This window comes from Aquimarina sp. ERC-38 (assembly GCF_026222555.1).
GTDB lineage: Bacteria > Bacteroidota > Bacteroidia > Flavobacteriales > Flavobacteriaceae > Aquimarina.
Genome location: NZ_CP098511.1, coordinates 2,718,375 through 2,740,241, shown reverse-complemented (window position 1 = coordinate 2,740,241; position 21,867 = coordinate 2,718,375). Strand labels below are relative to the sequence as shown.

The window sequence follows — 21,867 nt, the reverse complement described above, 5'->3', positions numbered from 1 at the left end:
CGGGTTTTGTATAAACTCTGTAAAAACAGGTTTAGGGCTAACAAGCTGCTCGATAATCCGCTCCTCTATGTAGTAAAACATAGCGACGGCACGCTCTTACAACTTAAACTCACCCTTTTTAAAAAAATTCTTGTTGAGTTTATCAAAAAATATAACTAGTACAGGCAGTAATTTAATGCTATGTGAATGAACGTTATGACAAATGATGATCCAGTAAATGATCCAAAGCCATTAGCTTATGATATACTTTTTCTTTATCCTTATCATTTTCTAAAACCGTTTGTTCCGTTTGTGCTGCAAATCGCAAGGCACTCATGGCTAATACATCCTGTTTATCCCTCACCGCATAATTCTGCTCGTACTGTTTAATCATGGCTTCAATCTTTTTAGCAGCAATCCGCAAACCTTCTTCCTGGTCAGGATGAATAGTAAGCGGGTAAATTCTATCAGCTATTGATATTTTAATTTTTAACTGCTCCGGCATGCATCATTATTCAGAGAGATAAGCAATACAGGCATCTATTTCCCGTATTAACGTATTAATTTTATGTTTGGTTTCTTTTTTGTATTCATTACTACCTAACATCGCCTGGGCGTTTTTCATAGCAGAACATTTTTCCTGCCAATGCTTCACTTCCTCAACCTGCAACTTATTTACTTCTTCAAGTTTTATAATACGCTCTTGCAGTGTATTACGTTGCTGTTCTAATTGTTGGTATTTATCCAGTAATAAAGTAATCTTACTTTCTAGAGCATCAACAATTTCGATCATTTTTTATGTTGCTTTCAGCGATATTAACTTATCACAAAGTTAACATACCAATTGAGAATACCCAATACTTTATAAACTAATTTGGTAATAATTATCAAGAAACGAAATCAAGTCATTAATTTATAGCTCTTTAGTTTTTCATAAGACAATTCCTGATTTTTAGCTACAAAATTTTTACTTTTACTTTCTATGCGAATACTATTTTTTTTGTGCTTATTTTTTGGATTCTTAGGGTATAGCCAGACTAAAAATAAGAATGACTACTTTAATTCACCCGTAAAATTCCCTTTAGAGTTATCCGGCACCTTTGGCGAATTAAGGTCTAATCATTTTCACTCCGGTTTGGACATCAAAACAAAGGGTCAGGAAGGAGCTGAGGTATTTGTTGCGGCACCCGGGGTTATCTCCAGAATTAAGATTTCCCATTTTGGCTACGGAAAAGCTTTGTATGTAAAACATGGCAATGGACAAACTAGCGTATATGCGCATTTAAAGGAATTTGCTCCAAAAATCGAGGCTTACGTAAAAAAGCGTCAATACGCTAAAGAATTTTTTGAAATTGAATTATACCCAAAAGATAGTATTCTTACTCTGGAAAAAGATGAACTTTTAGCTTATAGTGGAAACACCGGTGGAAGTGGCGGACCTCATTTGCATTTTGAAATACGGGATGCTTATTCCAGACCGCTGAATCCCCTTAAGTATGACCTAGAAGTAAAAGATACCGTTGCTCCTGTTATTCAAAATTTATTTTTATACCAGGCAAAAGGTCAGGATATGGCTTTGTCACAAACTCCGATGCAACTAAATATTACTCAAACAGATATGCATACATATCAGGCACTTCCGGTAGCAACTAATGGAAAGATAGGTTTTGGAATTCAGGCGTTTGATCGTCAAAATGGCAGTTCAAATCAAAACGGTGTATACAGTTATCAATTGATAGTTAACGGCCAATCCGTATTTACGATGGAGATGAATCGTTTCTCCTTTTCTGAAACCCGGTACATCAACCAACTTACGGATTACAGCTACTATCAAACTAATAATGATCGAATTGCCAGGTTGTTTATCTTAAAAAATAATCCCTTAAGTATTTATGATAAAACGGTAAATCATGGTTTTCTAGAAGTTCAAAAAGAAATGTCATACAATGTGGAAATCATTTTAAAAGACTTTCAACAAAATACCACAACTATACAAATACCTCTTACCTACTCTACCCAACAACAAGATAATAATAAGGATATAACAAATGCTAAAGGTATTACCGTAGATGCTAATGACCTTTTTACTTTTAATAAAGGGATTTTTGATGTGTACATACCAAAAAAAGTATTGTATGAGGATGCTACTATCACTATAGATACTGAGGGCAGTACGTTATACTTACATAAGGATGTAATACCTCTACATAAAAAAATAACGATAGCTGCGGATGTTTCTAATTACAAACCCGAAGACCGTTCTAAATTATATTTTGGCGAACTTACAGAAAATGGAAAAGTTTATTATTCAACCACTTCGCTAAAAGGCACTCGACTTAGTACCAAAACCCGTAATTTTGGAACGTATGGCATTTATACAGATAGTATACCTCCGGTAATTACACCGGTTAATTTTGATAAAGACCGATGGATTTCTTATGAAACGGAGTTAAAACTCAAAATTGATGATATGGAAACCGGAATACAATCATATAAAGCGACTCTCAATGGTAAATTTATTTTAACTGAATATGATTATAAAACCGGAATGTTGATTTACAAATTTAAAGATGCTATTATAGATACCGCACAAAATAATCTGGAAGTAATCGTGTTAGATAAAGTAGGAAACCGTACTGTATTGAACACTACATTCTATCGTAAACCTTAAATACTAACTTTTGCGTAAACTTATTTTCTTGCTGTTAGCGGCAATGTACCTTATCACTTTTAAAGTTCATACACAGTCAGCACTTTTAAAAGGTGTCATCTTAGATGAAGAAAAAAAACCGGTTCCAGGTGCCAGCATCCGCTACAATAAAGATGGTACTTTATCAGATAATAATGGGGTTTATGAACTTCTGGTACCGGCAAATCAGGAAATAAAAGTTTCTATAAGTTATTTAGGTTTTAAAAATGTTGTTTTTAAAATAGCACTTGAAGAGAATCAGGTGTACGAACTTAATCCGGTTTTAAAAACGGATATTGAACAGATTAGTGAAGTAATTATAAGTGGCCGGGAAAAGAAGACCGTTGAAGGTATCACTACCCTGGACCCGGAAACCATTCGGTTGACCCCATCGGCAAATCCGGGGGTTGAAGGTTTATTAAAGACCTTACCGGGAGTCAGTTCTAATAATGAATTAAGTACGCAATATTCGGTAAGGGGAGGTAATTTTGACGAGAACCTGGTGTATGTAAATGAAATTGAAGTATATCGTCCGTTCTTAATAAGATCAGGACAACAGGAAGGACTTAGTTTTGTAAATACCGATTTGGTTAGAAGTGTCGACTTTTCAGCTGGGGGTTTTCAAGCAAAGTACGGTGATAAATTATCTTCGGTTTTAGATATTACTTACAGACGTCCCACGGGATTTGGTGCTACGGCAAATATTGGAATGCTGGTAGGTACAAGGCCTAGTAGTGGTAATTCAAATCGAGACGGGATTATTACCGGCCTGGGAAATGTTTTTGTTTCCGCCGAAGGAATCTCAAAAGATAAAAAGCTAGCAGCAATCCTGGGAGTTCGTTTTCGGGATAATAGTATTATTGTAAAATCCCGACCAACTGATGTTAATTTCCGACCAACCTTTGGAGATATTCAAACGTATATTTCTTATAACTTTTCTAATAAATTTGAATTAGGTTTTTTAGGAAATTTAGCGATCAACCGTTATAATTTTCAACCTATACAAAGTTTTATCAACTTCGGTAACTTACAAAGTAATCAACAATTGAGGGTGATCTACGAGGGAGAAGAGATTGATCGATATGATACTTATTTTGGAGCATTAAAAGGCACCTATAAACCTACTGAACATACAACGCTTCGATTTATCGGTTCTGCCTACCAAACTCAGGAGCAAGAATATTACGACATTTTAGCAAATTATGCGCTGGGAGATGTAAATAATGATATTGGCAGTGAAAATGTGGGAGAAGTGGAATTTTTTAGAGGGGCCGGGTCTCAATTTATCCATGCCCGAAATGACCTGGATGCCATTATTATCAATGCAGAGCATAAAGGTACTTATAATAAAGACGAACATCAGGTTGATTGGGGTATTAAGTATACTAAAGAAGATATTTTGGATCGTTTACAGGAATATGAGATTATCGACTCCCTGGGTTTTTCCATACGTCCGCCATTTTCCGAATTTGTAAATGATCAACCTTACAATCCTAATGTAAGTCCGATCGTACCTTTTAATTCGGTACGGGCATTAAATGAAGTTAAAATTGACCGTGTATCTGGTTTCGGACAATACAGTATTCGAACGCAATGGAAAGAACATGAACTTTGGGCTAATTTCGGAGTTCGTGGTCATTATTGGAATGTTCACGGTAAAAATATAAGCTCTAGTGCTTCAGTAAAAATAAGTCCAAGAATGCAGGTTGCCCTAAAACCCGATTGGGAAAAAACCGATATGATCTTTAGGCTTTCCGGAGGTTGGTATCATCAGCCTCCTTTTTATCGAGAGTTACGGGATTCTACGGGAACCGTACAACCAGATGTAAAAGCACAACAATCCGTTCATATCGTTCTGGGTAACGATTATAGTTTTTTACTAAAGAAAAGGCCGTTTACCTTAACTTCAGAAATTTATTATAAATATTTAACTGATGTAAATCCATACACTATTGAAAATGTACGAATCCGTTACGAAGCGGCAAATAATGCCAAAGCTTATGCTTACGGAGTTGATGTCCGCTTAACCGGAGATTTTGTTCCCGGTGCCGAAAGTTGGTTAAGCGTGGGATATTTAAAGACAGAAGAAAATATTGAAGACCGTGGGTTTATTTCACGACCAACCGATCAACGCTTTAAAGTAGGTTTATTATTTCAGGATTATGTTCCTACTATTCCTAATTTAAAAGCCTACCTAAATTTACTCTTCCAAACCGGGGTTCCGGGTGGTACGCCTAATTATGCAGATCCTTATACCGAAAATTCAGAAGGAGAAAATTTTAGAGATCAACGCCTTAGGGATTATCACCGGGCGGATTTAGGGATTTCTTATATCTTTATCGATGAAGAGAAAAAGAAAGTGGAAAGCGGATTGTTTTCTTCTTTTAAATCCTTAAGCTTAGGACTAGAGGTTTTTAATATTTTTAACCGCCAAAACGCTATTACAAACACCTTTGTCAGAGATGCATCTTCGGGATTGCAATTTGCTGTACCTAACTTTTTATCCCCCAGAGTACTAAACGTAAAATTAGCAATGAAATTTTAGATTTCTAGAAAAAACCTTTTAGCTTCCGAAGGAGATTACTATCTGGTCAACACACTTTTGATCTTTAATGAAGTGAGGTTCTATATGAAGAATTCATTATTTCAAGACTGATTGGCTAAAACTACACCAATTTCTTTAACGTATCTATAAAATAATCTACTTCATCTTTTGCATTATATCTAGAAAAAGAAAAACGTAAAGATGGTTTTTGCAAGTCTTCTTCTGATAAAATCTCCTGTAAAACGTGAGAATGGCTGGTACTTCCACTTTGACAAGCACTTCCTTTTGAACAAGCAATTCCGGCAATGTCCAGTTGAAATAATAACATCGCTGCTTTTTGAACCGATACTGGTAGTAAAACATTTACCAGGGTGTACGTATTTTGATTATTGGTATCACTCTTTGCATTAAAGCGAACCTGCGGAAATACATTTTTAAGCTGATCCGTAAAATATTTCTTTATTTCTTCTATATACCTTCTGTCTTCTTCAAGTTGAGAAGTAGCAATTTTAAGAGCGGTTGCCATTCCTACGATGTTATGCAAACTTTCGGTACCTGCCCTATTTCCTTTTTCTTGCGATCCGCCGTAAATAAGGGATTTAATACCAGAACCTTTTTTAATATAAGCAAAACCGATACCCTTAGGGCCGTGAAACTTATGTGCACTGGCAACCGCAAAATCAATCGGAAGTTCTTCCATGACTATGGGATAATGCCCAAAGGATTGCACCATATCACTATGAAACAAAGCACCGTATTCTTGACATAATGCTCCGGTTTTTTGTAAATCAAGTATAGTCCCGATTTCATTATTGATATGCATTAAGCTAACCAGGGTTTTTTCTTTAGATTGTTGCGATTGTTGTAAAAATTCAGTTAATTTTCGATAATCAATACTTCCATCTGATAGCACTGGTATATAGCTAACTTTTAAAGGATCATAAAGTTGTAAAGAATTTACCGTATGTAAGACCGCATGATGTTCGATTTTTGTAGTGATAATATGACGTACCTTCAAGTCTCGAACCGCACTGTTTAAAATCAGGTTATCTGCCTCAGTACCTCCTGAAGTAAATACAATTTCGGAGGCCTGAGCTCCTATGATTTTTGCTATTTCTTTTCTTGAAGTTTCAAGTTCGCTTTTAGCAGATCGTCCAAAAGCATGTGTGGATGACGGATTTCCATATGGTTGCTGCATTACCTCCGTCATACGTTGTATTACTTCGGGGAATATAGAAGTAGTAGCTGCATTATCAAAATAAACCTGCATATGCGAATTACTTTAGAGATACAAAACTACTTTAAAAAACTTTATTGAAATAGCTTGTCAGGATAATCTTTAAAATCCATTATTTTTGCCTTTATACAACATTGTATAAATTATAGCGTCATTAAGTAGAATAAAGCGTATCATATGATAAGATTTTTTAAAAATAGTCTATTTCTTTTCGTACTCAGCCTGGTCGTGACTGCTTGTGATGATGGGGATATTATTGTGACTAGTTTTGAATTTGATGAGTTAGACCTGAATGTTTGCCCGGGAATTGAAGAAAACTCTTTTGTTTTCTTTAAAATTAATCCGCAACTTGATGAAGCTATTTCTTATAATTTTATAAGTGACCAATACGACGCCAGTTCTGAAACCGAAACCCCACTGACTTTTATGCTGTCTGAAGGTAACAATGAATTAACCTACCGGCAGTTTGACCGTGATATTACTAATGACTATTACTGTAATACGGTTCCTGATAGTGATATTAATGTTATTAACGAAGTAAAAAGTACCGAAGGACTGGCGCAGATTACGGTAACTATCGTAGAACAGGATGACGAAGATGGGGTACCGGCATTAGACGATGACCCAATGGTTGATCCTATTGAAATTGAAGATTTAAATGCTAATAATGATTTGACAGATGATGACACTGACAATGATGGTATTCCTAATTATCTGGATACGGATGATGATAATGATGGTATTTTAACCAGTGCCGAATTATCAAACGGGATTGCCACAGATGATAGTTATAGAGATACGGATGAAGATGGTATCCCTGATTATAGGGATAATGATGATGACGGTGATGGAGTACCTACCATCAGAGAAGATTTAAATCGAAATGGAAACCCAAGAGACGATGATACGGACGGAGATGGTATATTTAATTACCGGGATAATGACGATGATGGGGATGGTATTTTGACAAGAGATGAAGTTTTAAACGAAAATGACGACCCAGAGCAGTATGACCCGGATGGGGACGGTATTCCGGAATATCTGGATACTAATAGCATGGAAGATATAATACCGGGGGCAATTGAGCCTATTACTCAGAATAATGTTTATAAGGTAACCTATCGCACGGAAGTATCTTTATTTAACCTGATATTTTCCGAAAACCAGGATTCTTTTGATGAAGACTTTTTAAATTTAGGGTTTCGCGAAGTCGAGAGAGATAGTATAACTTCAGTAGATAAATAGGATGTTTCAAAATTATTGGATTTTAGGGTTTTTTATAATACTCATAATAGCTTGTAGTGAAGGTGATGAGATTACCAGAGATATAGACTTTGAAGCAAACCTGGATAGTTGTGGAAATAACGATACGAATGACTTTGTTTTTTACAAAGTTTCAGATAACCGGGATGAGCTTATTTCATTTAACTTTTCCAGCTCTACATTTGACATTAATACTTTTTCTGCTGAAGATATTGTTATCAATTTAACCGAACAAACTAACTTATTAATCTACAGAAAATTAACCGAAGGTATTAATCCGGACACCTATTTTTGCAGTATTATTCCGCCATCAGAAAATAATGTGGATTTTGAACTAAAAAGTATTAGTGGTGCCGGTGTATTTCAGTACGTAGAAGTTGAAAGTACGGATACCACTTTAACCTTTGATCGTACCCTAACCATGATAGGTACTTCCTTAAACGGAGAAGGCATATCCTTACGAAATGAAGTAATTTTACTGGGTACGCAAAGATTGGTACAGAATAAATAGATTTTATTTGTATTTAGTGACCGGTTAAATCGAATAATCATTTGTCTGTAGTTGTTATCCTATTTTCTATCTGGGTTTTGATAGATATAAATTTCCATAGCCCCCAAACCGTACTTCTGGTAGTCCGCATCACTTACTTTAATACCATCGTATTTAGAAAATTCGTAACGTAATTCTTCTTTTAAGACTCCCTGGCCTACTCCATGAATAAATATGACTCGTGATATACGTTTCTCTATTGCAAATTGTAATTGTCGCTTAGCTGTCTCCAATTGCAGATTTAGCATGTCGTAATTAGACATTCCCTTAGAAGATTCAGTTAACTTATGAATATGTAAATCTACTTCCATTGCAGGAATTTCTTTCTTTTTTGTAGTAATAAGGGGTTTCTTAGATTTCTTTTTAAAGTGTTCTTTGTCTTGAACGGCATCTGTTATTTCTTCTAAAGATGGTACCAAGGATAGGGTGCTATGTTCCACTACTAATTCCTGCTGAGTGAATTCCATTTCAAAACCATCTTCGGTTCTGATAATAATCTGATCATTCTCAACTTTAGTAATGACACCGGTTATAGGGTCGTCTAATACCGAAACTTTATCCCCTATCTTCATAACTTTCGCTAGTATCTTTTTCAATTTTATCCTTTTCTACATTTGATGTAGAAGAAGGAATGGAAGTATTTATTAGAAAAAGGCCACCCATAAGTAATAGAATACCTACACTTTGCACATAATAGCCTTTACTTTTTAAAGCAAGCTGTACAATGAGGATTAGGGCTCCGACAAGTATAGCTATGACCGCTATTTTCTTTTTCAAACTAAATTATTTAACTACGAAATTACTAATAAACCGGTATTCTTTAGTATTCTTTCAAAATAAATTCAATCCAAATTATGTATATTGCTTTCATAAAGAGCGTATTTTGGAAGAATATATGTTACCATGTTTAAATAAGTATTTCTTAGGAATTGATTGCCTGGGTTGTGGTATGCAACGTTCCTTATGGCTACTCGCTAAAGGGGAATTTAAAGCAGCTTTTTATATGTACCCGGCTATTTATCCGCTTTTAGGCTTCTTACTTTTTATTTTATCTGAATTCTTTGTAACAATTAAATACAGTTGGTATTTAAAGTTAACGCTAATTACTGCTATTGTAGTTTTTATGGTGGGCAATTATATATTAAAAATGAAATTTATCTTTACTTAATTATATTTTATGGAAAAACAAAAATTACCCAATTCGACTTTAGTTTTAATTTTCGGAATTTTATCTCTTTTAGGCTGTTGTTGCTGGGGGATTCCCGGAATTATATTTGCTATCATCGCTTTATACTTTGCTAAAAAAGACACAGAGCTATACAATACCGATCCTAGTCTATATAGTGGATTTGAAAATATTAAGGCCGGAAGAATTCTGGCAATTATCGGAATTGTTCTAAGTTTGTTAGTACTAATCTATATGATCTATATATTTGTTACGGTAGGTTTTGAAGGATATCAATTAATGATTGAAGAAATGCAAAGAAGTTATGAAAGCGGAACGTCCGAATAGGATAATTCGCTTTTGTCTAAAATAAAGGAAGGTCATTGTAGAGAAGGTAAGGTAAAACTAATAATTACCACTTCTTCGCAATGACCTTTTAATTTTGGCTACGATAAGAAAAATAGAATGATCCCAAACTTTAAAGTACTTGGAGGTTGCTTTTCTACTTTTTTAAAAAGTGTTTTGTTTTTTTAAAGTTAATAATTATCATAATCTCTGATGCATTTAAAGGGAAAAAAGCGTCAATTCGAGTGTTTTTTCGTAATGAAATGAAGAAAAAATGTATCGAGAATAGCTTTTTTAACTAAAAATCCTTGTTCTCGATACACTTCTTCCTTTGGTCGAAGCACTCGAACGGACGGATTTTATAATAACTATTATTTAAATACACCACGAGTTATAATACTAATTTTCAATATGATAATAATTAGTATTGATTCTTGAAGCGATAGCGATCTTAAAGCTTTACCGGACACCAATAGATAAAACATACTTACTCAAAATCCTGTAAGGTTTTTATAATAATATGAACGCAGTCCAGCAATTCTTCTTTGGTCATTACTAACGGCGGTGCAAAACGAATGATATTACCATGCGTAGGTTTTGCCAATAACCCGTTATCTTTTAAAGCCATACAAATATTCCAGGCGGTATCGCTATTTTCATCATCATTAATAACAATGGCATTTAGTAAGCCTTTTCCTCGAACTAGCTGAACAATCGAAGAACGATCCACGTATTTTTGCAATTCGGATCTAAATAATTTTCCTAACTGATCCGCATTTTCCGCCAATTCTTCATCACGTACAACTTCCAGGGCGGCTATTGCGACTGCCGCAGCCACCGGATTTCCTCCGAAGGTACTTCCGTGATTTCCGGGCCGGATGACTTCCATAATATCATCATTCGCCAAGACTGCTGAAACTGGATAAGCTCCCCCGCTTAAGGCTTTTCCTAATATTAAAATATCCGCCTTTACTTCGGGAGTACCTGAGCAGTTTTTTTCCGGACAGGAACAATTACCGCAGGTTGCTAGTAACCTGCCTGTCCTGGCAATTCCGGTTTGTACTTCGTCAGCAATAAATAATACATTATACTTTTTACAAAGAGCCTTTGCCTTTATTAAATAATCTTCCGAAGGTACGTAAACCCCCGCTTCTCCCTGGATAGGCTCTACCAGGAATCCGGCAATATTATCATTATTTTCCAGTACCTCTTCTAAGGCTTCCAGATTGTCGTATGCAATCTTAAGAAAACCTGAAGTGTAAGGGCCAAAGTTCTTTCGGGCAACCGGATCATTAGAAAAAGAAATAATCGTAGTCGTTCGCCCATGAAAGTTGTTTTTGCAAACTACAATTTGTGCGTCGTTTTTTGAAATTCCTTTTTTCTCATACGCCCATTTACGACAAATTTTTACGGCGGTTTCTACGGCCTCTGCCCCGGTATTCATGGGTAATAATTTGTCGTAATTAAAATAATTCGTAGCAAATTCTTCGTAAGGACCTAATTGATCGTTGTGAAATGCCCTGGAAGTTAAGGTTAGGGTTTTGGCCTGATTGGTCATCGCATCTACAATCTTAGGATGACAATGCCCCTGATTCACCGCAGAATATGCGCTTAAAAAATCATAATATTTATTACCTTCTACGTCCCAGACGTACACCCCTTCGCCCCTGGCTAAAACCACCGGGAGAGGATGGTAATTATGGGCTCCGTACTTTTCTTCAAGTTCTATAAAATCCTGTGATACTTTGTCTTTTAAAACCGACATGTGTTTCGTTTTAATCTAAATACATAAGTGATTCCTACTTTTATGAAATGATGAGGAGAGAAATCATCCGCACTTACAAAATTAGCGAAAAAGTACTTAAACTTTACGTCGTTTTCTTTCTTTACTAATAAGGTCTAACTCCCGAGTGGTTTGTCCGGCAACTGAGGTATTTTCTTCAGCTCGACGGATCAAATAAGGCATTACATCTCTTACCGGGCCAAAAGGCAGGTACTTTGCTACCTGATACCCTTCTTCAGCTAGATTAAAACTGATATGGTCACTCATTCCGTATAATTGCCCGAACCATATTCGCTCATCCGTTTTATCCAGGTTGTATTGTGACATCAAGTCAATAGCTTTATAACAACTTGCTTCGTTATGCGTACCAATAAACACCGAAATATGTTCTAAGTTAGATAAAATATATTCAAGTGTATTGTCAAAATTCTGATCGGTGGTTTGTTTATCTTTACAAATAGGAGAAGCATAGCCTTTTTCTTTGGCACGTTCATTCTCTTTTTCCATATAGGCACCCCTTACAATTTTAATACCGATAACAAAGCCTTCTTTTATTGCTTTTTGATGTAGTTTTTGAAAATAGGCATGTCGGTCGTGTCGGTACATCTGCAGGGTATTGTACACGATTGCTTTCTTCTTATTATAAATGTTCATCAGATCGGTTACCAGATCGTCTGCCGCATCCTGCATCCAACTCTCTTCGGCATCAATAAGCAAGGGTACATTACAATCGTGAGCTTTACGACATACCAGGTGAAACCGTTCTATGATCCGGTTCCATTCTTCTTCCTCTTCAGGAGTTAAAAGTAGACCAGCAGACTTTTTTTTCCATAGTTCAAAACGTCCGAATCCGGTTGGTTTAAACACCCCAAAAGGAATGGCTTCTTTTTCGTCTACAAAATCAAGGATTTTTAAAATTTTTTGACAAGCCGCATCAAACTGGGCTTCTTCTTCTTTACCTTCTACAGAATAGTCCAAAACTGAGGATACTTTACCTTGCGTATACATTTTATCAATAACCGGCAGACAATCTTCTTCATCAACTCCCCCACAAAAGTGGTCAAAAACAGTGGCCCGAATCAATCCCTGAACGGGTAAATGCGCTTTTAGGGCAAAATTAGTTACTGCCGTACCAATCCTTACCAGCGGTTCATTTGCAATCATTTTAAATAAGAAGTAAGCCCTTTCCAGATCAGCATCGCTTTTTAATTTAAAAGCGATTTTAGTATTGTCAAATAGTACATTTATAGGAACCATTGTTTTCATATTTCTTCAATTTAAACCTGTCTTCCAAAGTTACCGTTTTTCCATGAATCCTTGTGGCGCGTTTGCCATTTTTGATATTCTTAAAAAATAGTACTTAAAGGTGTTATTATATAGAATTCTAGTTAATTTCGCGTTCAGAATAGTTTTACCATGCAATCGATAACCTCCTTAGCCTCCGTAGTACATTTTGGGCATACTGCATACCTTGAATTAAACAAATATTTAGAAAGTGCCGAGCATTCTAGAATATTTATCCTGGTAGACACAAATACTCATCAGAATTGTTTCGCGCATTTTATGAGTAATATTGAAGCTTCGTATGATACTGAAATTATTGAAGTAGAACCGGGTGAAATTCATAAAAATATTGAGACCTGTACCGGTATCTGGAATGTTTTATCAGAATTAGGGGCGGATCGTAAAAGCCTGATGATCAATTTGGGGGGTGGTGTAGTTACAGATATGGGTGGTTTTATCGCCTGTACCTTTAAAAGAGGAATCAAATATATAAATGTACCTACTACCCTACTTGCTATGGTGGATGCTTCCGTAGGCGGAAAAACAGGTGTGGACTTGGGTAATTTAAAAAATATGGTGGGGGTTATTAGCGAATCCGAAATGGTATTGGTCGATCCTGAGTATTTAGAAACCCTTCCGGTGAACCAAATGTGTAGTGGTTTTGCCGAAATGTTAAAACACGGTTTGATCAAAGACCGTGGATATTGGAAAAAGCTAAGTGATTTATCTGCGGTTGATCATTCGGAATTAGGTCAAATGATTTATGATTCGGTAATTATTAAAAATAATATTGTAAAAAAAGACCCCACCGAACAAAACATTCGGAAATTCCTTAATTTTGGGCATACCCTAGGACATGCAATAGAGTCTTTTTACTTGACAAATCCGGACAAGCCTATCCTTTTACACGGGGAAGCCATTGCCATTGGGATGATTCTTGAAAGTTATATTTCTAAAGAACTAACCGGTTTGACTAATAACGAATTGACTGAAATTAGTGAGGTAATCCTGGCTACTTTTAATAAAGTGGCTATTGCCAGAGAAGACCGCATGAAAATTAAAGAGCTACTTATTTTCGATAAAAAAAACGAAAACGGAAATGTCTATTTTGTACTCTTAAAAGAAATAGGAGAAGCCGTATTTAACCAGTTAGTATCCGAAGATATTATAGAAGCGGCTTTTGATTATTATGAAAGTTTATAACAAACTATATTGACAATTGACAAAGTAATAGCATCAAAGAAATATAATAGATATACGCTGCATTATTTAGAACTACTTCCTGAAAAATGTTGTGATTTATTTTTAAAAAGAACATTAAAGGTAGTCAGGCTTCCGTAAATTCGAGAAATATATTGTTGCAAATCAATTTTCAGTTGTTCATCCAGGGCAGAGCTATTGATCTTTTGCTCCATTACCCGAACACGATCTCTTACCATTACAATTTTATGAAAAAAGGTATCAATAGGGACCTCTTTGGACGCTAGATTCGTATCTACCGGTTCTAAAACTAATTTTCCGCCTTTCCATTTATCTGCGATAGGAACAATTTCAGAAATATCACTGTACTTTTTAAGTATATTTTTTAAAATAGATTCTACTTCCAGGAAACTTACACTGTCCACTTCACCATCTACTCCTTCAATCACCTCAAAATCTTCATCTACCCCAATAGTTTCCAGTCCCTTCTCTATAAAAGTAACCCAATACATTTTTGAAGTCACATTTGTCACTACCCCTAATCCGTGAGTAGGATGTTTAATCCTAGAACCGATACCTAAAATCATATTTAAATTTTTTACGAAAATAAACAAAGAGTGGGATATTGCAAATTTGGTTTTTGTGGCTTTGATTTAGTACTAAAATTATGGACAATTGAAATTAGATATGAGAATCAGGACGCAAGAACCAAGAAGCAGGACATAAAACTATCAAACAATCATATAAAAATCACCTTTTACCTAGTATCTTTTGGCTAATTACTAAAAGAAACCGGGCTTCGAGTACCTCAGCCCTCGGTCTATTACTAACTTCTAACATTTTAAGAAAATAATAAATAAACTAAATAACCCAACTTAATAACCTAATAACTCAGTAACTTAATAATCAATAACGCCAGACACTTTTGCCTAATGCCTTTTGGCTAATTACTAAAAGAAACCGGGCTTCGAGTACCTCAGCCCTCGGTCTATTACTAACTTCTAACATTTTAAGAAAACAACAAATAAACTAAATAACCCAACTTAATAACTTAATAACTCAGTAACCTAATAATTAATAACACCAGACACTTTTGCCTAGTGCCTTTTGGCTAGTCTACTTTATAACTTAATAATCAATAACAAATACCTTGTACTTCTCATATTAAAAAGAGAATAACTACTTAACAATCTTTAACATCTCTCAAAGTTACACTTGTTTTACTATCCAAGGCGAAATCACTACCTTTGCAACTTTGCAAAAATATGGCGGAATTCGAAGAAAACATTGAAGTTTTAGGGGCTAGAGTGCACAATCTTAAAAATATTGATGTAACCATTCCCCGAGAAAAACTTGTGGTTATTACCGGCCTCTCTGGTTCTGGTAAATCTTCACTGGCCTTTGATACCATTTATGCCGAAGGGCAACGTAGGTATATCGAAACCTTTTCCGCTTACGCCCGCCAGTTTTTAGGGAGTCTGGAACGTCCCGATGTGGATAAAATAGACGGATTATCCCCGGTTATTGCCATTGAGCAAAAAACGACCAGTAAAAGTCCGCGTAGTACGGTAGGCACCATTACAGAAATTTACGATTTTTTACGGCTCTTATTCGCCCGCGCCAGTGATGCCTATAGTTACAACACTGGAGAACGCATGGTCAGTTATAGCGATGAGCAGATCCGAGATCTTATTCTTAATAATTATAACGGAAAACGTATTAATATCCTGGCTCCAGTCATTCGTTCTCGTAAAGGTCATTACCGCGAGTTATTTGAACAAATTGCAAAACAGGGATTTGTTAAAGTTCGTACCGATGGTGAGATTAAGGATATTACCAAAGGCATGAAACTGGATCGTTACAAAACGCATGATATCGAAATTGTCATTGATCGGTTGGTTATTGACAAGGATGGTAGCGAGGATCCTAAAAGACTTATGGAAACCATAAACACCGCTATGTATCATGGTAATGATATCTTAATGGTGATTGAACAGGAAACCGGGGAATCTCGCTTTTTTAGCCGGAATTTAATGTGTCCATCAAGCGGAATTTCGTATCCTAACTCCGAACCAAACAATTTCTCTTTTAATTCTCCAAAAGGTGCCTGTCAGAATTGTAACGGTATTGGCAGTTTATATGAAGTAAATGAAAAAAAAATCATCCCGGATACTACCAAATCTATTAAAGCCGGGGGGCTCGTGCCGCAAGGACCACAGAAAAACAATTGGATCTTTAAACAACTGGACTTAATAGGTAAAAAATTCAATTTTAAATTAAGTGATCCTATTGCAAGTATCCCAAAGGAGGCTTTACAAGTTATTTTATACGGCGGAAGCGATAAATTTTCGGTAAATAGTAAAACTCTGGGAGTTACCCGGTCGTATAAAATTGATTTTGAAGGGGTAGCTACTTTTATTGAAAATACTTATAAAAATAATGATTCGGCTTCTTTAAAGCGATGGGCAAAGGAATTTATGGATCATATCACCTGTCCGGTCTGTAAAGGTTCCCGTTTAAACAAAGAATCTTTATACTTTAAGGTAGATGGTAAAAATATTGCCGAACTGGCGTTGATGGACATTGTTGAACTTGCTGATTGGTTTGAAGGCCTAACAGATCGCCTTTCAGAAAGACAACAAAGCATTGCAAGTGAAATTATAAAAGAAATTAAAACCAGAGTTCAATTTCTAATTGATGTGGGACTTACTTACCTATCCCTTAACCGAAGCAGTAAATCCTTATCAGGCGGAGAAGCACAACGGATCCGGCTTGCCACGCAGATAGGTTCGCAGTTGGTAGGAGTACTCTATATCCTGGACGAACCCAGTATTGGCTTACATCAAAGAGATAATGAGAAACTAATTAATTCCCTGGTACAACTTCGGGATTTGGGTAATTCTGTTATTGTTGTGGAGCATGATAAAGACATGATCGAACGGGCGGATTACGTTATTGATATTGGGCCCCGGGCAGGTAAATACGGAGGCGAAATTATTAGTGAAGGACCGCCGGAAGAATTGTACCTGCATCAGACCTTAACTGCCGATTACCTTTCCGGTAAACGGGAAATTGAAATTCCGAAAAAAAGAAGAAAAGGAAATGGGAAGAAAATTAGTTTAAAAGGGGCTACGGGTAATAATTTAAAAAATGTTTCTATTGACCTGCCTTTAGGAAAGATGATCGTAGTAACCGGAGTTTCCGGAAGTGGTAAATCTACCTTGATTAATGAAACCCTATACCCGATCATGAATGCACATTACTTTAACGGGGTAAAAGAACCAATGCCTTATAAAAGTATTACAGGGTTGGATCATACAGATAAAGTAATTGATATCAATCAAACGCCTATCGGAAGAACTCCGAGGTCAAATCCGGCAACGTATACTGGTGTATTTTCCGAGATTCGAAATTTATTTTCAAAAACCCCTGAAGCAATGATCCGGGGATATAAACCGGGACGCTTTAGTTTTAATGTAGCCGGAGGACGCTGTGAAACTTGTAAAGGTGGTGGATTACGGGTGATAGAGATGAATTTTTTACCGGACGTATATGTAGAATGTGAGACCTGCCAGGGCAAGCGTTTTAACCGGGAAACCCTGGAAATACGATATAAGGGAAAATCCATTTCGGATGTATTAGAAATGACTATTAATGATAGTTGTGACTTTTTTGATCAGATTCCCCGGATATACCGAAAGTTAAAGACTATAAAGGATGTAGGACTGGGGTATATAACACTTGGACAACAATCCACCACCCTTTCCGGAGGAGAAGCGCAACGAATTAAATTGGCTACAGAACTATCAAAAAGAGATACCGGAAATACCTTTTATATTCTGGATGAACCTACCACCGGATTACATTTTGAAGATATCCGGGTATTGATGGAAGTTTTAAATGAATTAGTCGACAAAGGAAATACCGTTTTAATAATAGAGCATAACCTGGATGTTGTCAAGATTGCTGATTATATTATTGATATTGGACCGGAAGGTGGAAAGAACGGAGGAACGGTAGTCACTAAAGGAACGCCCGAAAAAGTAAGCAATGACCCTAATAGTCATACTGCCAGATTCTTAAAGAAAGAATTAGCACCTAAACAAATAGCAAGTGTAAAATAGTGTACTTATTATTGTCACATAGATTATCATTTAACGTATTTATTACTGGTAATCCAATGGCTATGAAGTACGGATTTATAAAATATGAGAAAAGAACAACGTCACAAAGGATGGAACGAAATTAAAACTAACGATTCTTGGGCTATTTTTAAAATCATGGGTGAATTTGTCACCGGGTTTGAAAAAATGAGTAAAATTGGTCCCTGTGTTTCGATTTTTGGTTCTGCCCGGACAAAAACAGATAATAAATACTATCAGTTAGCCGTAGATGTGGCTGAAAAAATCGTACAGCACGGTTATGGAGTTATTACCGGAGGTGGTCCTGGAATTATGGAAGCCGGAAATAAAGGAGCACATCTGGCAGGAGGTACTTCGGTGGGGTTAAATATTGATTTGCCATTTGAGCAACATGATAACCCTTATATTGACAGTGATAAAAGCCTGGATTTTGACTATTTCTTTGTCAGAAAGGTCATGTTTGTCAAGTATTCTCAGGGTTTTGTAGTTATGCCCGGGGGCTTTGGCACGTTAGATGAATTGTTTGAAGCCATCACATTAATTCAGACGAATAAGATTGGTAAATTCCCGATTATTTTAGTTGGAACCGAATTTTGGAGCGGATTGGTAGACTGGATAAAAACTACATTACTGGACAGTTTTCAAAATATCAGTTCAGGTGATATTGACCTGATTCACGTAGTGGACACCCCGGAAGAAGTACTTTCTATTCTGGATGAATTCTATAACGAATTTAATTTAAGTCCGAACTTTTAAAATTGTTATGGTATTTCCTTTTGTAGCCTATCGTTAAAAATAAAAAATTGAATTTTAGAAAACTAGTTATTGCTATTTCCTGTTTACAGACGTTGTTTCTTACGGCTCAACATCAGGTAACTATGAATGCAACACTGGATGCCGCGCTACATACCATTACTATTGATCAGAACATTGTCTATCAAAATAAGTCCCGGGACACCCTGGATCACCTGGTTCTTTTAGATTGGGCCAACAGTTATACGGATAAGACAACTCCCCTCGGAAAGCGTTTTTCAGAAGAATTTCTAAAACGATTTTTTTATGCGAAGGATATTGAACGTGGAAGTACAGATATTAAAGTAATTCAGGATGATCGGAACCATATGTTAACCTGGCAACGTTTTGAAGAACAGGCTGACCTAATTAAAATCACGTTACCCCAACCTCTTGCTCCCGGACAATCTTATACCTTGCAATTGGCGTACACCGTAAAAATTCCCAGTGAGAAGTTTACCCGTTTTGGATTTTATGATAATGGTGATTATCATTTGAAACATTGGTATATAACTCCTGCTGTTTATCAGGAAGGTTGGCAAACTTATAGCAATAAAAACCTAGACGACTATTTTAGTGCTATTAGCGATTATTCCATTGAATTCGAACTTCCGGATATTTACCATGTCACTACAGAATTAACAGAAAGCGAACTAGATAGCAATATTCCGAATTATAAAAAGATATTGTTGACAGGTAATAACCGGACAGAACTTATTATTTACTTAGAACAGAAAAACTCATTTTATAATTATCAGATAGGCGAACTTGAGTTGCTTAGTAATATTGAGGATAATGATTTAAGTTCGGAGATGAAAAAAGTTGCCACCACCCGAATTATCAATTATCTTAAAAATAATCTGGGAGATTATCCTTATAAAAAGATTATTATTACAAAAGATGATTATAAAAATAATCCGGTCTATGGTTTAAATCAACTTCCTGATATTGTAAGACCCTTCCCGGATGGCTTTCAATATGAAATCAAACAGTTAAAAGCTATTACTGAGAACTATCTTGAAAAAACCTTACTAATTAATCCCAGATATGATGCCTGGTTGAAGGACGGATTACACATTTATCTAATGATGGGGTATACAGAAAAAAATTACTCAAAAATGAAAGCTATTGGTAATCTCAGTAATATTATTGGTATTCGATGGTTTCATCTTTCTGATATTGAGTTTAATGACCAATACTTTTTACTTTACAAGAATATGGCAAGGTTGTTTTTACATCAACCTCTAGACTTGCCACAAGATGAGCTAATAAAATTTAATAAAAACATTGCAAATGCATATAAGGCCGGAGTAGGTTTGCGTTATTTAGAAACCTATCTGGAAGCTCCTAATCTACTTTCTAATACAATAAGAGAATTCTACGACCGGAATCAATTTACTATTACTGGCTCTTCACAATTTCAGGAACTGCTTCAAGAAAAAACGGATAAAGATGTAAGTTGGTTTTTTAGTGATTTTGTAGGTTCTAATTCGTTAATTGACTTTACGTTTAAATCCGTTAAAAAGAAAAAGGATTCTTTACAAATTACGATTAAAAACACAAAAGAAAATTCAATGCCGGTATCCATAACTGCTTTGAAAGATAAAAAACCGGTTTTTACCACTTGGGTTGACAGTATTTCTAATACCCGTAAAGTCACTATTGAAAATAAAGATTACGATAAATTAGTATTAGATTACGATAGGGTAATCCCCGAAGTAAACCGAAGAAATAACTATAAGAATTTAAAAGGTCTCTTTAATAAACCCTTTCAGTTTCGGTTTTTTGAGGATATTGAAGACCCTAGCAGAAGTCAAATGTTTTTTATACCTGAATTTGAATTTGACAATATCTATGATGGTTTTACTATAGGAGCCAAGTTTTATAATACTACTTTTATCAGGCGAAATTTCTCGTATAAAATTACCCCTAGTTACGGTTTTGGGTCTAAAACTTTAATTGGAGGTGGTGGAATTACGTATCGACATTTTTTAGCCGATGATGGCTTATATCAAATAAGATATATTGTAAACGGAAGTAAACGTAGCTATAATGAAAATTTATTTGCCTGGAGGTTTTCCCCCTCCGTTACTTTTTTTTGGAGACCTAAGGATTTACGAAGTAATGTAAAGGAAAACTTAAGTATTCGGAGTGTAAATGTTTTTAGGGATGAACCGGGTGAAGAGCAGTTGGCTAACTTAGGCGATATTATTAATACTCCTGATTATAGTGTTTTTAATACCCGATACCTTTACTCGGATTTTAACCTTACTAACTTTACTTCTTATCTTATTGACTATCAAATTGCTAAAAATTTTAGTAAGATAGCAGCTACGATTAACTACCGAAAGTTATTTTTAAATAATCGATCTATCAACCTACGATTTTTTGCAGGAGCCTTTTTATTCAATGATACGGAAAGAGATGGAGATTACTTTAGTTTTGCGTTAGATCGACCTTCTGATTATTTATTTGACTTCAATTATATCGGAAGAAGCGAAGAAGAAGGTCTGGTGAGCCAGCAAATCATTCCAGCCGAAGGTGGATTTAAATCACAACTTGATACCCCGTTTGCCAACCAATGGATTGCTACGGCTAATGCTAATACTAATATCTGGAATTGGATATATGCCTACGGAGATATTGGGTTAGTAAAGAATAAAGGAAATCAACCTAATTTTGTATATGATGCCGGAATACGATTAAGTCTGGTACAGGATTATTTTGAATTATTTTTTCCGGTAGTTTCTAACAACGGATGGGAAATTAGCCAACCTAACTATTCGGAGAAAATTCGTTTTATGATTACCTTAAGTCCTAAAACGCTTATCGGATTATTTACGAGGGAATGGTATTAATTCCGCGTTTTATAGAATAACTGGGGAAATGTGAA

Annotated in this window: 18 protein-coding genes and 1 other RNA gene; 10 read left to right on the top strand and 9 right to left on the bottom strand. The window is 35.7% G+C overall.

The genetic code is table 11. The features are described from left to right. Window positions 1–12 precede the first annotated feature (12 nt). From ssrS to NBT05_RS11300, 3 genes are all read right to left on the bottom strand, one after another. Window positions 13–139: non-coding RNA, 6S RNA (ssrS, locus tag NBT05_RS11310), on the bottom strand. Between the two features lie 54 nt (window positions 140–193). Continuing rightward, complete coding sequence (locus NBT05_RS11305; RefSeq protein WP_265769967.1) at window positions 194–484, bottom strand: cell division protein ZapA; 291 nt, start codon at window positions 482–484, stop codon at window positions 194–196. 6 nt (window positions 485–490) lie between these two features. After that, window positions 491–772, bottom strand: coding sequence for a hypothetical protein (locus NBT05_RS11300; RefSeq protein ID WP_265769966.1), 282 nt, complete (start codon window positions 770–772; stop codon window positions 491–493). Window positions 773–961: 189 nt separating this feature from the next. Between NBT05_RS11300 and NBT05_RS11295 the strand changes: the two genes are divergently transcribed. Together NBT05_RS11295 and NBT05_RS11290 are read left to right on the top strand one after the other, a co-directional pair. Next, on the top strand, window positions 962–2,650 hold the full coding sequence (locus NBT05_RS11295; protein ID WP_265769965.1) for a peptidoglycan DD-metalloendopeptidase family protein: 1,689 nt from the start codon (window positions 962–964) through the stop codon (window positions 2,648–2,650). A 10-nt stretch (window positions 2,651–2,660) separates the two neighbouring features. Beyond that, window positions 2,661–5,213, top strand: a complete 2,553-nt coding sequence (locus NBT05_RS11290) for a TonB-dependent receptor (RefSeq protein WP_416346162.1) — start codon at window positions 2,661–2,663, stop codon at window positions 5,211–5,213. A gap of 121 nt (window positions 5,214–5,334) precedes the next feature. Here the strand turns inward: NBT05_RS11290 and NBT05_RS11285 are convergent, their stop codons facing one another. After that, complete coding sequence (locus tag NBT05_RS11285) at window positions 5,335–6,483, bottom strand: cysteine desulfurase family protein (RefSeq protein WP_265769964.1); 1,149 nt, start codon at window positions 6,481–6,483, stop codon at window positions 5,335–5,337. A 144-nt stretch (window positions 6,484–6,627) separates the two neighbouring features. Here NBT05_RS11285 and NBT05_RS11280 point away from each other — a divergent pair, with 144 nt between their 5' ends. Then, window positions 6,628–7,695: a hypothetical protein gene (locus NBT05_RS11280; protein WP_265769963.1), complete on the top strand. Its 1,068-nt coding sequence runs from the start codon at window positions 6,628–6,630 to the stop codon at window positions 7,693–7,695. Window position 7,696: 1 nt separating this feature from the next. Further along, window positions 7,697–8,224 carry a hypothetical protein gene (locus NBT05_RS11275; RefSeq protein ID WP_265769962.1) on the top strand — a complete coding sequence of 176 codons (528 nt, stop codon included), beginning with the start codon at window positions 7,697–7,699 and terminating at the stop codon, window positions 8,222–8,224. Between the two features lie 59 nt (window positions 8,225–8,283). Here NBT05_RS11275 and NBT05_RS11270 read toward each other — a convergent pair whose 3' ends face one another. Together NBT05_RS11270 and NBT05_RS11265 are read right to left on the bottom strand one after the other, a co-directional pair. Beyond that, complete coding sequence (locus tag NBT05_RS11270; RefSeq protein ID WP_265769961.1) at window positions 8,284–8,835, bottom strand: DNA mismatch repair protein MutS; 552 nt, start codon at window positions 8,833–8,835, stop codon at window positions 8,284–8,286. Beyond that, on the bottom strand, window positions 8,819–9,040 hold the full coding sequence (locus tag NBT05_RS11265; RefSeq protein WP_265769960.1) for a hypothetical protein: 222 nt from the start codon (window positions 9,038–9,040) through the stop codon (window positions 8,819–8,821). Before NBT05_RS11265 ends, NBT05_RS11270 begins: the two co-directional genes overlap by 17 nt. A gap of 118 nt (window positions 9,041–9,158) precedes the next feature. Between NBT05_RS11265 and NBT05_RS11260 the strand changes: the two genes are divergently transcribed. Both NBT05_RS11260 and NBT05_RS11255 read left to right on the top strand, forming a co-directional pair. Then, window positions 9,159–9,431 carry a DUF2752 domain-containing protein gene (locus tag NBT05_RS11260; protein ID WP_265769959.1) on the top strand — a complete coding sequence of 91 codons (273 nt, stop codon included), beginning with the start codon at window positions 9,159–9,161 and terminating at the stop codon, window positions 9,429–9,431. A gap of 9 nt (window positions 9,432–9,440) precedes the next feature. Next, window positions 9,441–9,776: a CCC motif membrane protein gene (locus tag NBT05_RS11255; protein ID WP_265769958.1), complete on the top strand. Its 336-nt coding sequence runs from the start codon at window positions 9,441–9,443 to the stop codon at window positions 9,774–9,776. A 484-nt stretch (window positions 9,777–10,260) separates the two neighbouring features. Here the strand turns inward: NBT05_RS11255 and rocD are convergent, their stop codons facing one another. Next, window positions 10,261–11,538 (bottom strand): ornithine--oxo-acid transaminase, encoded by a 1,278-nt coding sequence (gene rocD, locus NBT05_RS11250; RefSeq protein WP_265769957.1) that lies wholly within the window; start codon window positions 11,536–11,538, stop codon window positions 10,261–10,263. Window positions 11,539–11,634: 96 nt separating this feature from the next. Then, window positions 11,635–12,804: a proline dehydrogenase family protein gene (locus NBT05_RS11245; protein WP_265773239.1), complete on the bottom strand. Its 1,170-nt coding sequence runs from the start codon at window positions 12,802–12,804 to the stop codon at window positions 11,635–11,637. A 168-nt stretch (window positions 12,805–12,972) separates the two neighbouring features. Here NBT05_RS11245 and aroB point away from each other — a divergent pair, with 168 nt between their 5' ends. Further along, on the top strand, window positions 12,973–14,043 hold the full coding sequence (gene aroB, locus NBT05_RS11240; RefSeq protein ID WP_265769956.1) for a 3-dehydroquinate synthase: 1,071 nt from the start codon (window positions 12,973–12,975) through the stop codon (window positions 14,041–14,043). Between the two features lie 62 nt (window positions 14,044–14,105). Here the strand turns inward: aroB and NBT05_RS11235 are convergent, their stop codons facing one another. Further along, on the bottom strand, window positions 14,106–14,627 hold the full coding sequence (locus NBT05_RS11235) for a hypothetical protein (protein ID WP_265769955.1): 522 nt from the start codon (window positions 14,625–14,627) through the stop codon (window positions 14,106–14,108). A gap of 678 nt (window positions 14,628–15,305) precedes the next feature. Between NBT05_RS11235 and uvrA the strand changes: the two genes are divergently transcribed. The 3 genes from uvrA (at window position 15,306) to NBT05_RS11220 (ending at window position 21,832) form a co-directional block, all read left to right on the top strand. Next, entirely contained in the window at window positions 15,306–18,164 is a 2,859-nt protein-coding gene (gene uvrA, locus NBT05_RS11230; RefSeq protein WP_265769954.1) for an excinuclease ABC subunit UvrA, read from the top strand. A gap of 84 nt (window positions 18,165–18,248) precedes the next feature. Next, window positions 18,249–18,938, top strand: a complete 690-nt coding sequence (locus tag NBT05_RS11225; protein ID WP_265769953.1) for a TIGR00730 family Rossman fold protein — start codon at window positions 18,249–18,251, stop codon at window positions 18,936–18,938. Between the two features lie 47 nt (window positions 18,939–18,985). Next, the gene (locus tag NBT05_RS11220; protein WP_265769952.1) at window positions 18,986–21,832 is read left to right on the top strand and encodes a metalloprotease; all 2,847 of its coding nucleotides are present in this window, start codon (window positions 18,986–18,988) and stop codon (window positions 21,830–21,832) included. Window positions 21,833–21,867: the final 35 nt, after the last annotated feature.

Excerpts from the sequence above, each read along its gene's own strand:
- NBT05_RS11305 (WP_265769967.1), bottom strand. The coding sequence starts at position 484 with ATGCCGGAGCAGTTAAAAATTAAAATATCAATAGCTGATAGAATTTAC.
- NBT05_RS11300 (WP_265769966.1), bottom strand. The coding sequence starts at position 772 with ATGATCGAAATTGTTGATGCTCTAGAAAGTAAGATTACTTTATTACTG.
- NBT05_RS11295 (WP_265769965.1), top strand. The coding sequence starts at position 962 with ATGCGAATACTATTTTTTTTGTGCTTATTTTTTGGATTCTTAGGGTAT.
- NBT05_RS11285 (WP_265769964.1), bottom strand. The coding sequence starts at position 6,483 with ATGCAGGTTTATTTTGATAATGCAGCTACTACTTCTATATTCCCCGAA.
- NBT05_RS11280 (WP_265769963.1), top strand. The coding sequence starts at position 6,628 with ATGATAAGATTTTTTAAAAATAGTCTATTTCTTTTCGTACTCAGCCTG.
- NBT05_RS11275 (WP_265769962.1), top strand. The coding sequence starts at position 7,697 with ATGTTTCAAAATTATTGGATTTTAGGGTTTTTTATAATACTCATAATA.
- NBT05_RS11270 (WP_265769961.1), bottom strand. The coding sequence starts at position 8,835 with ATGAAGATAGGGGATAAAGTTTCGGTATTAGACGACCCTATAACCGGT.
- NBT05_RS11260 (WP_265769959.1), top strand. The coding sequence starts at position 9,159 with ATGTTACCATGTTTAAATAAGTATTTCTTAGGAATTGATTGCCTGGGT.
- NBT05_RS11255 (WP_265769958.1), top strand. The coding sequence starts at position 9,441 with ATGGAAAAACAAAAATTACCCAATTCGACTTTAGTTTTAATTTTCGGA.
- rocD (WP_265769957.1), bottom strand. The coding sequence starts at position 11,538 with ATGTCGGTTTTAAAAGACAAAGTATCACAGGATTTTATAGAACTTGAA.
- aroB (WP_265769956.1), top strand. The coding sequence starts at position 12,973 with ATGCAATCGATAACCTCCTTAGCCTCCGTAGTACATTTTGGGCATACT.
- NBT05_RS11235 (WP_265769955.1), bottom strand. The coding sequence starts at position 14,627 with ATGATTTTAGGTATCGGTTCTAGGATTAAACATCCTACTCACGGATTA.
- uvrA (WP_265769954.1), top strand. The coding sequence starts at position 15,306 with ATGGCGGAATTCGAAGAAAACATTGAAGTTTTAGGGGCTAGAGTGCAC.
- NBT05_RS11225 (WP_265769953.1), top strand. The coding sequence starts at position 18,249 with ATGAGAAAAGAACAACGTCACAAAGGATGGAACGAAATTAAAACTAAC.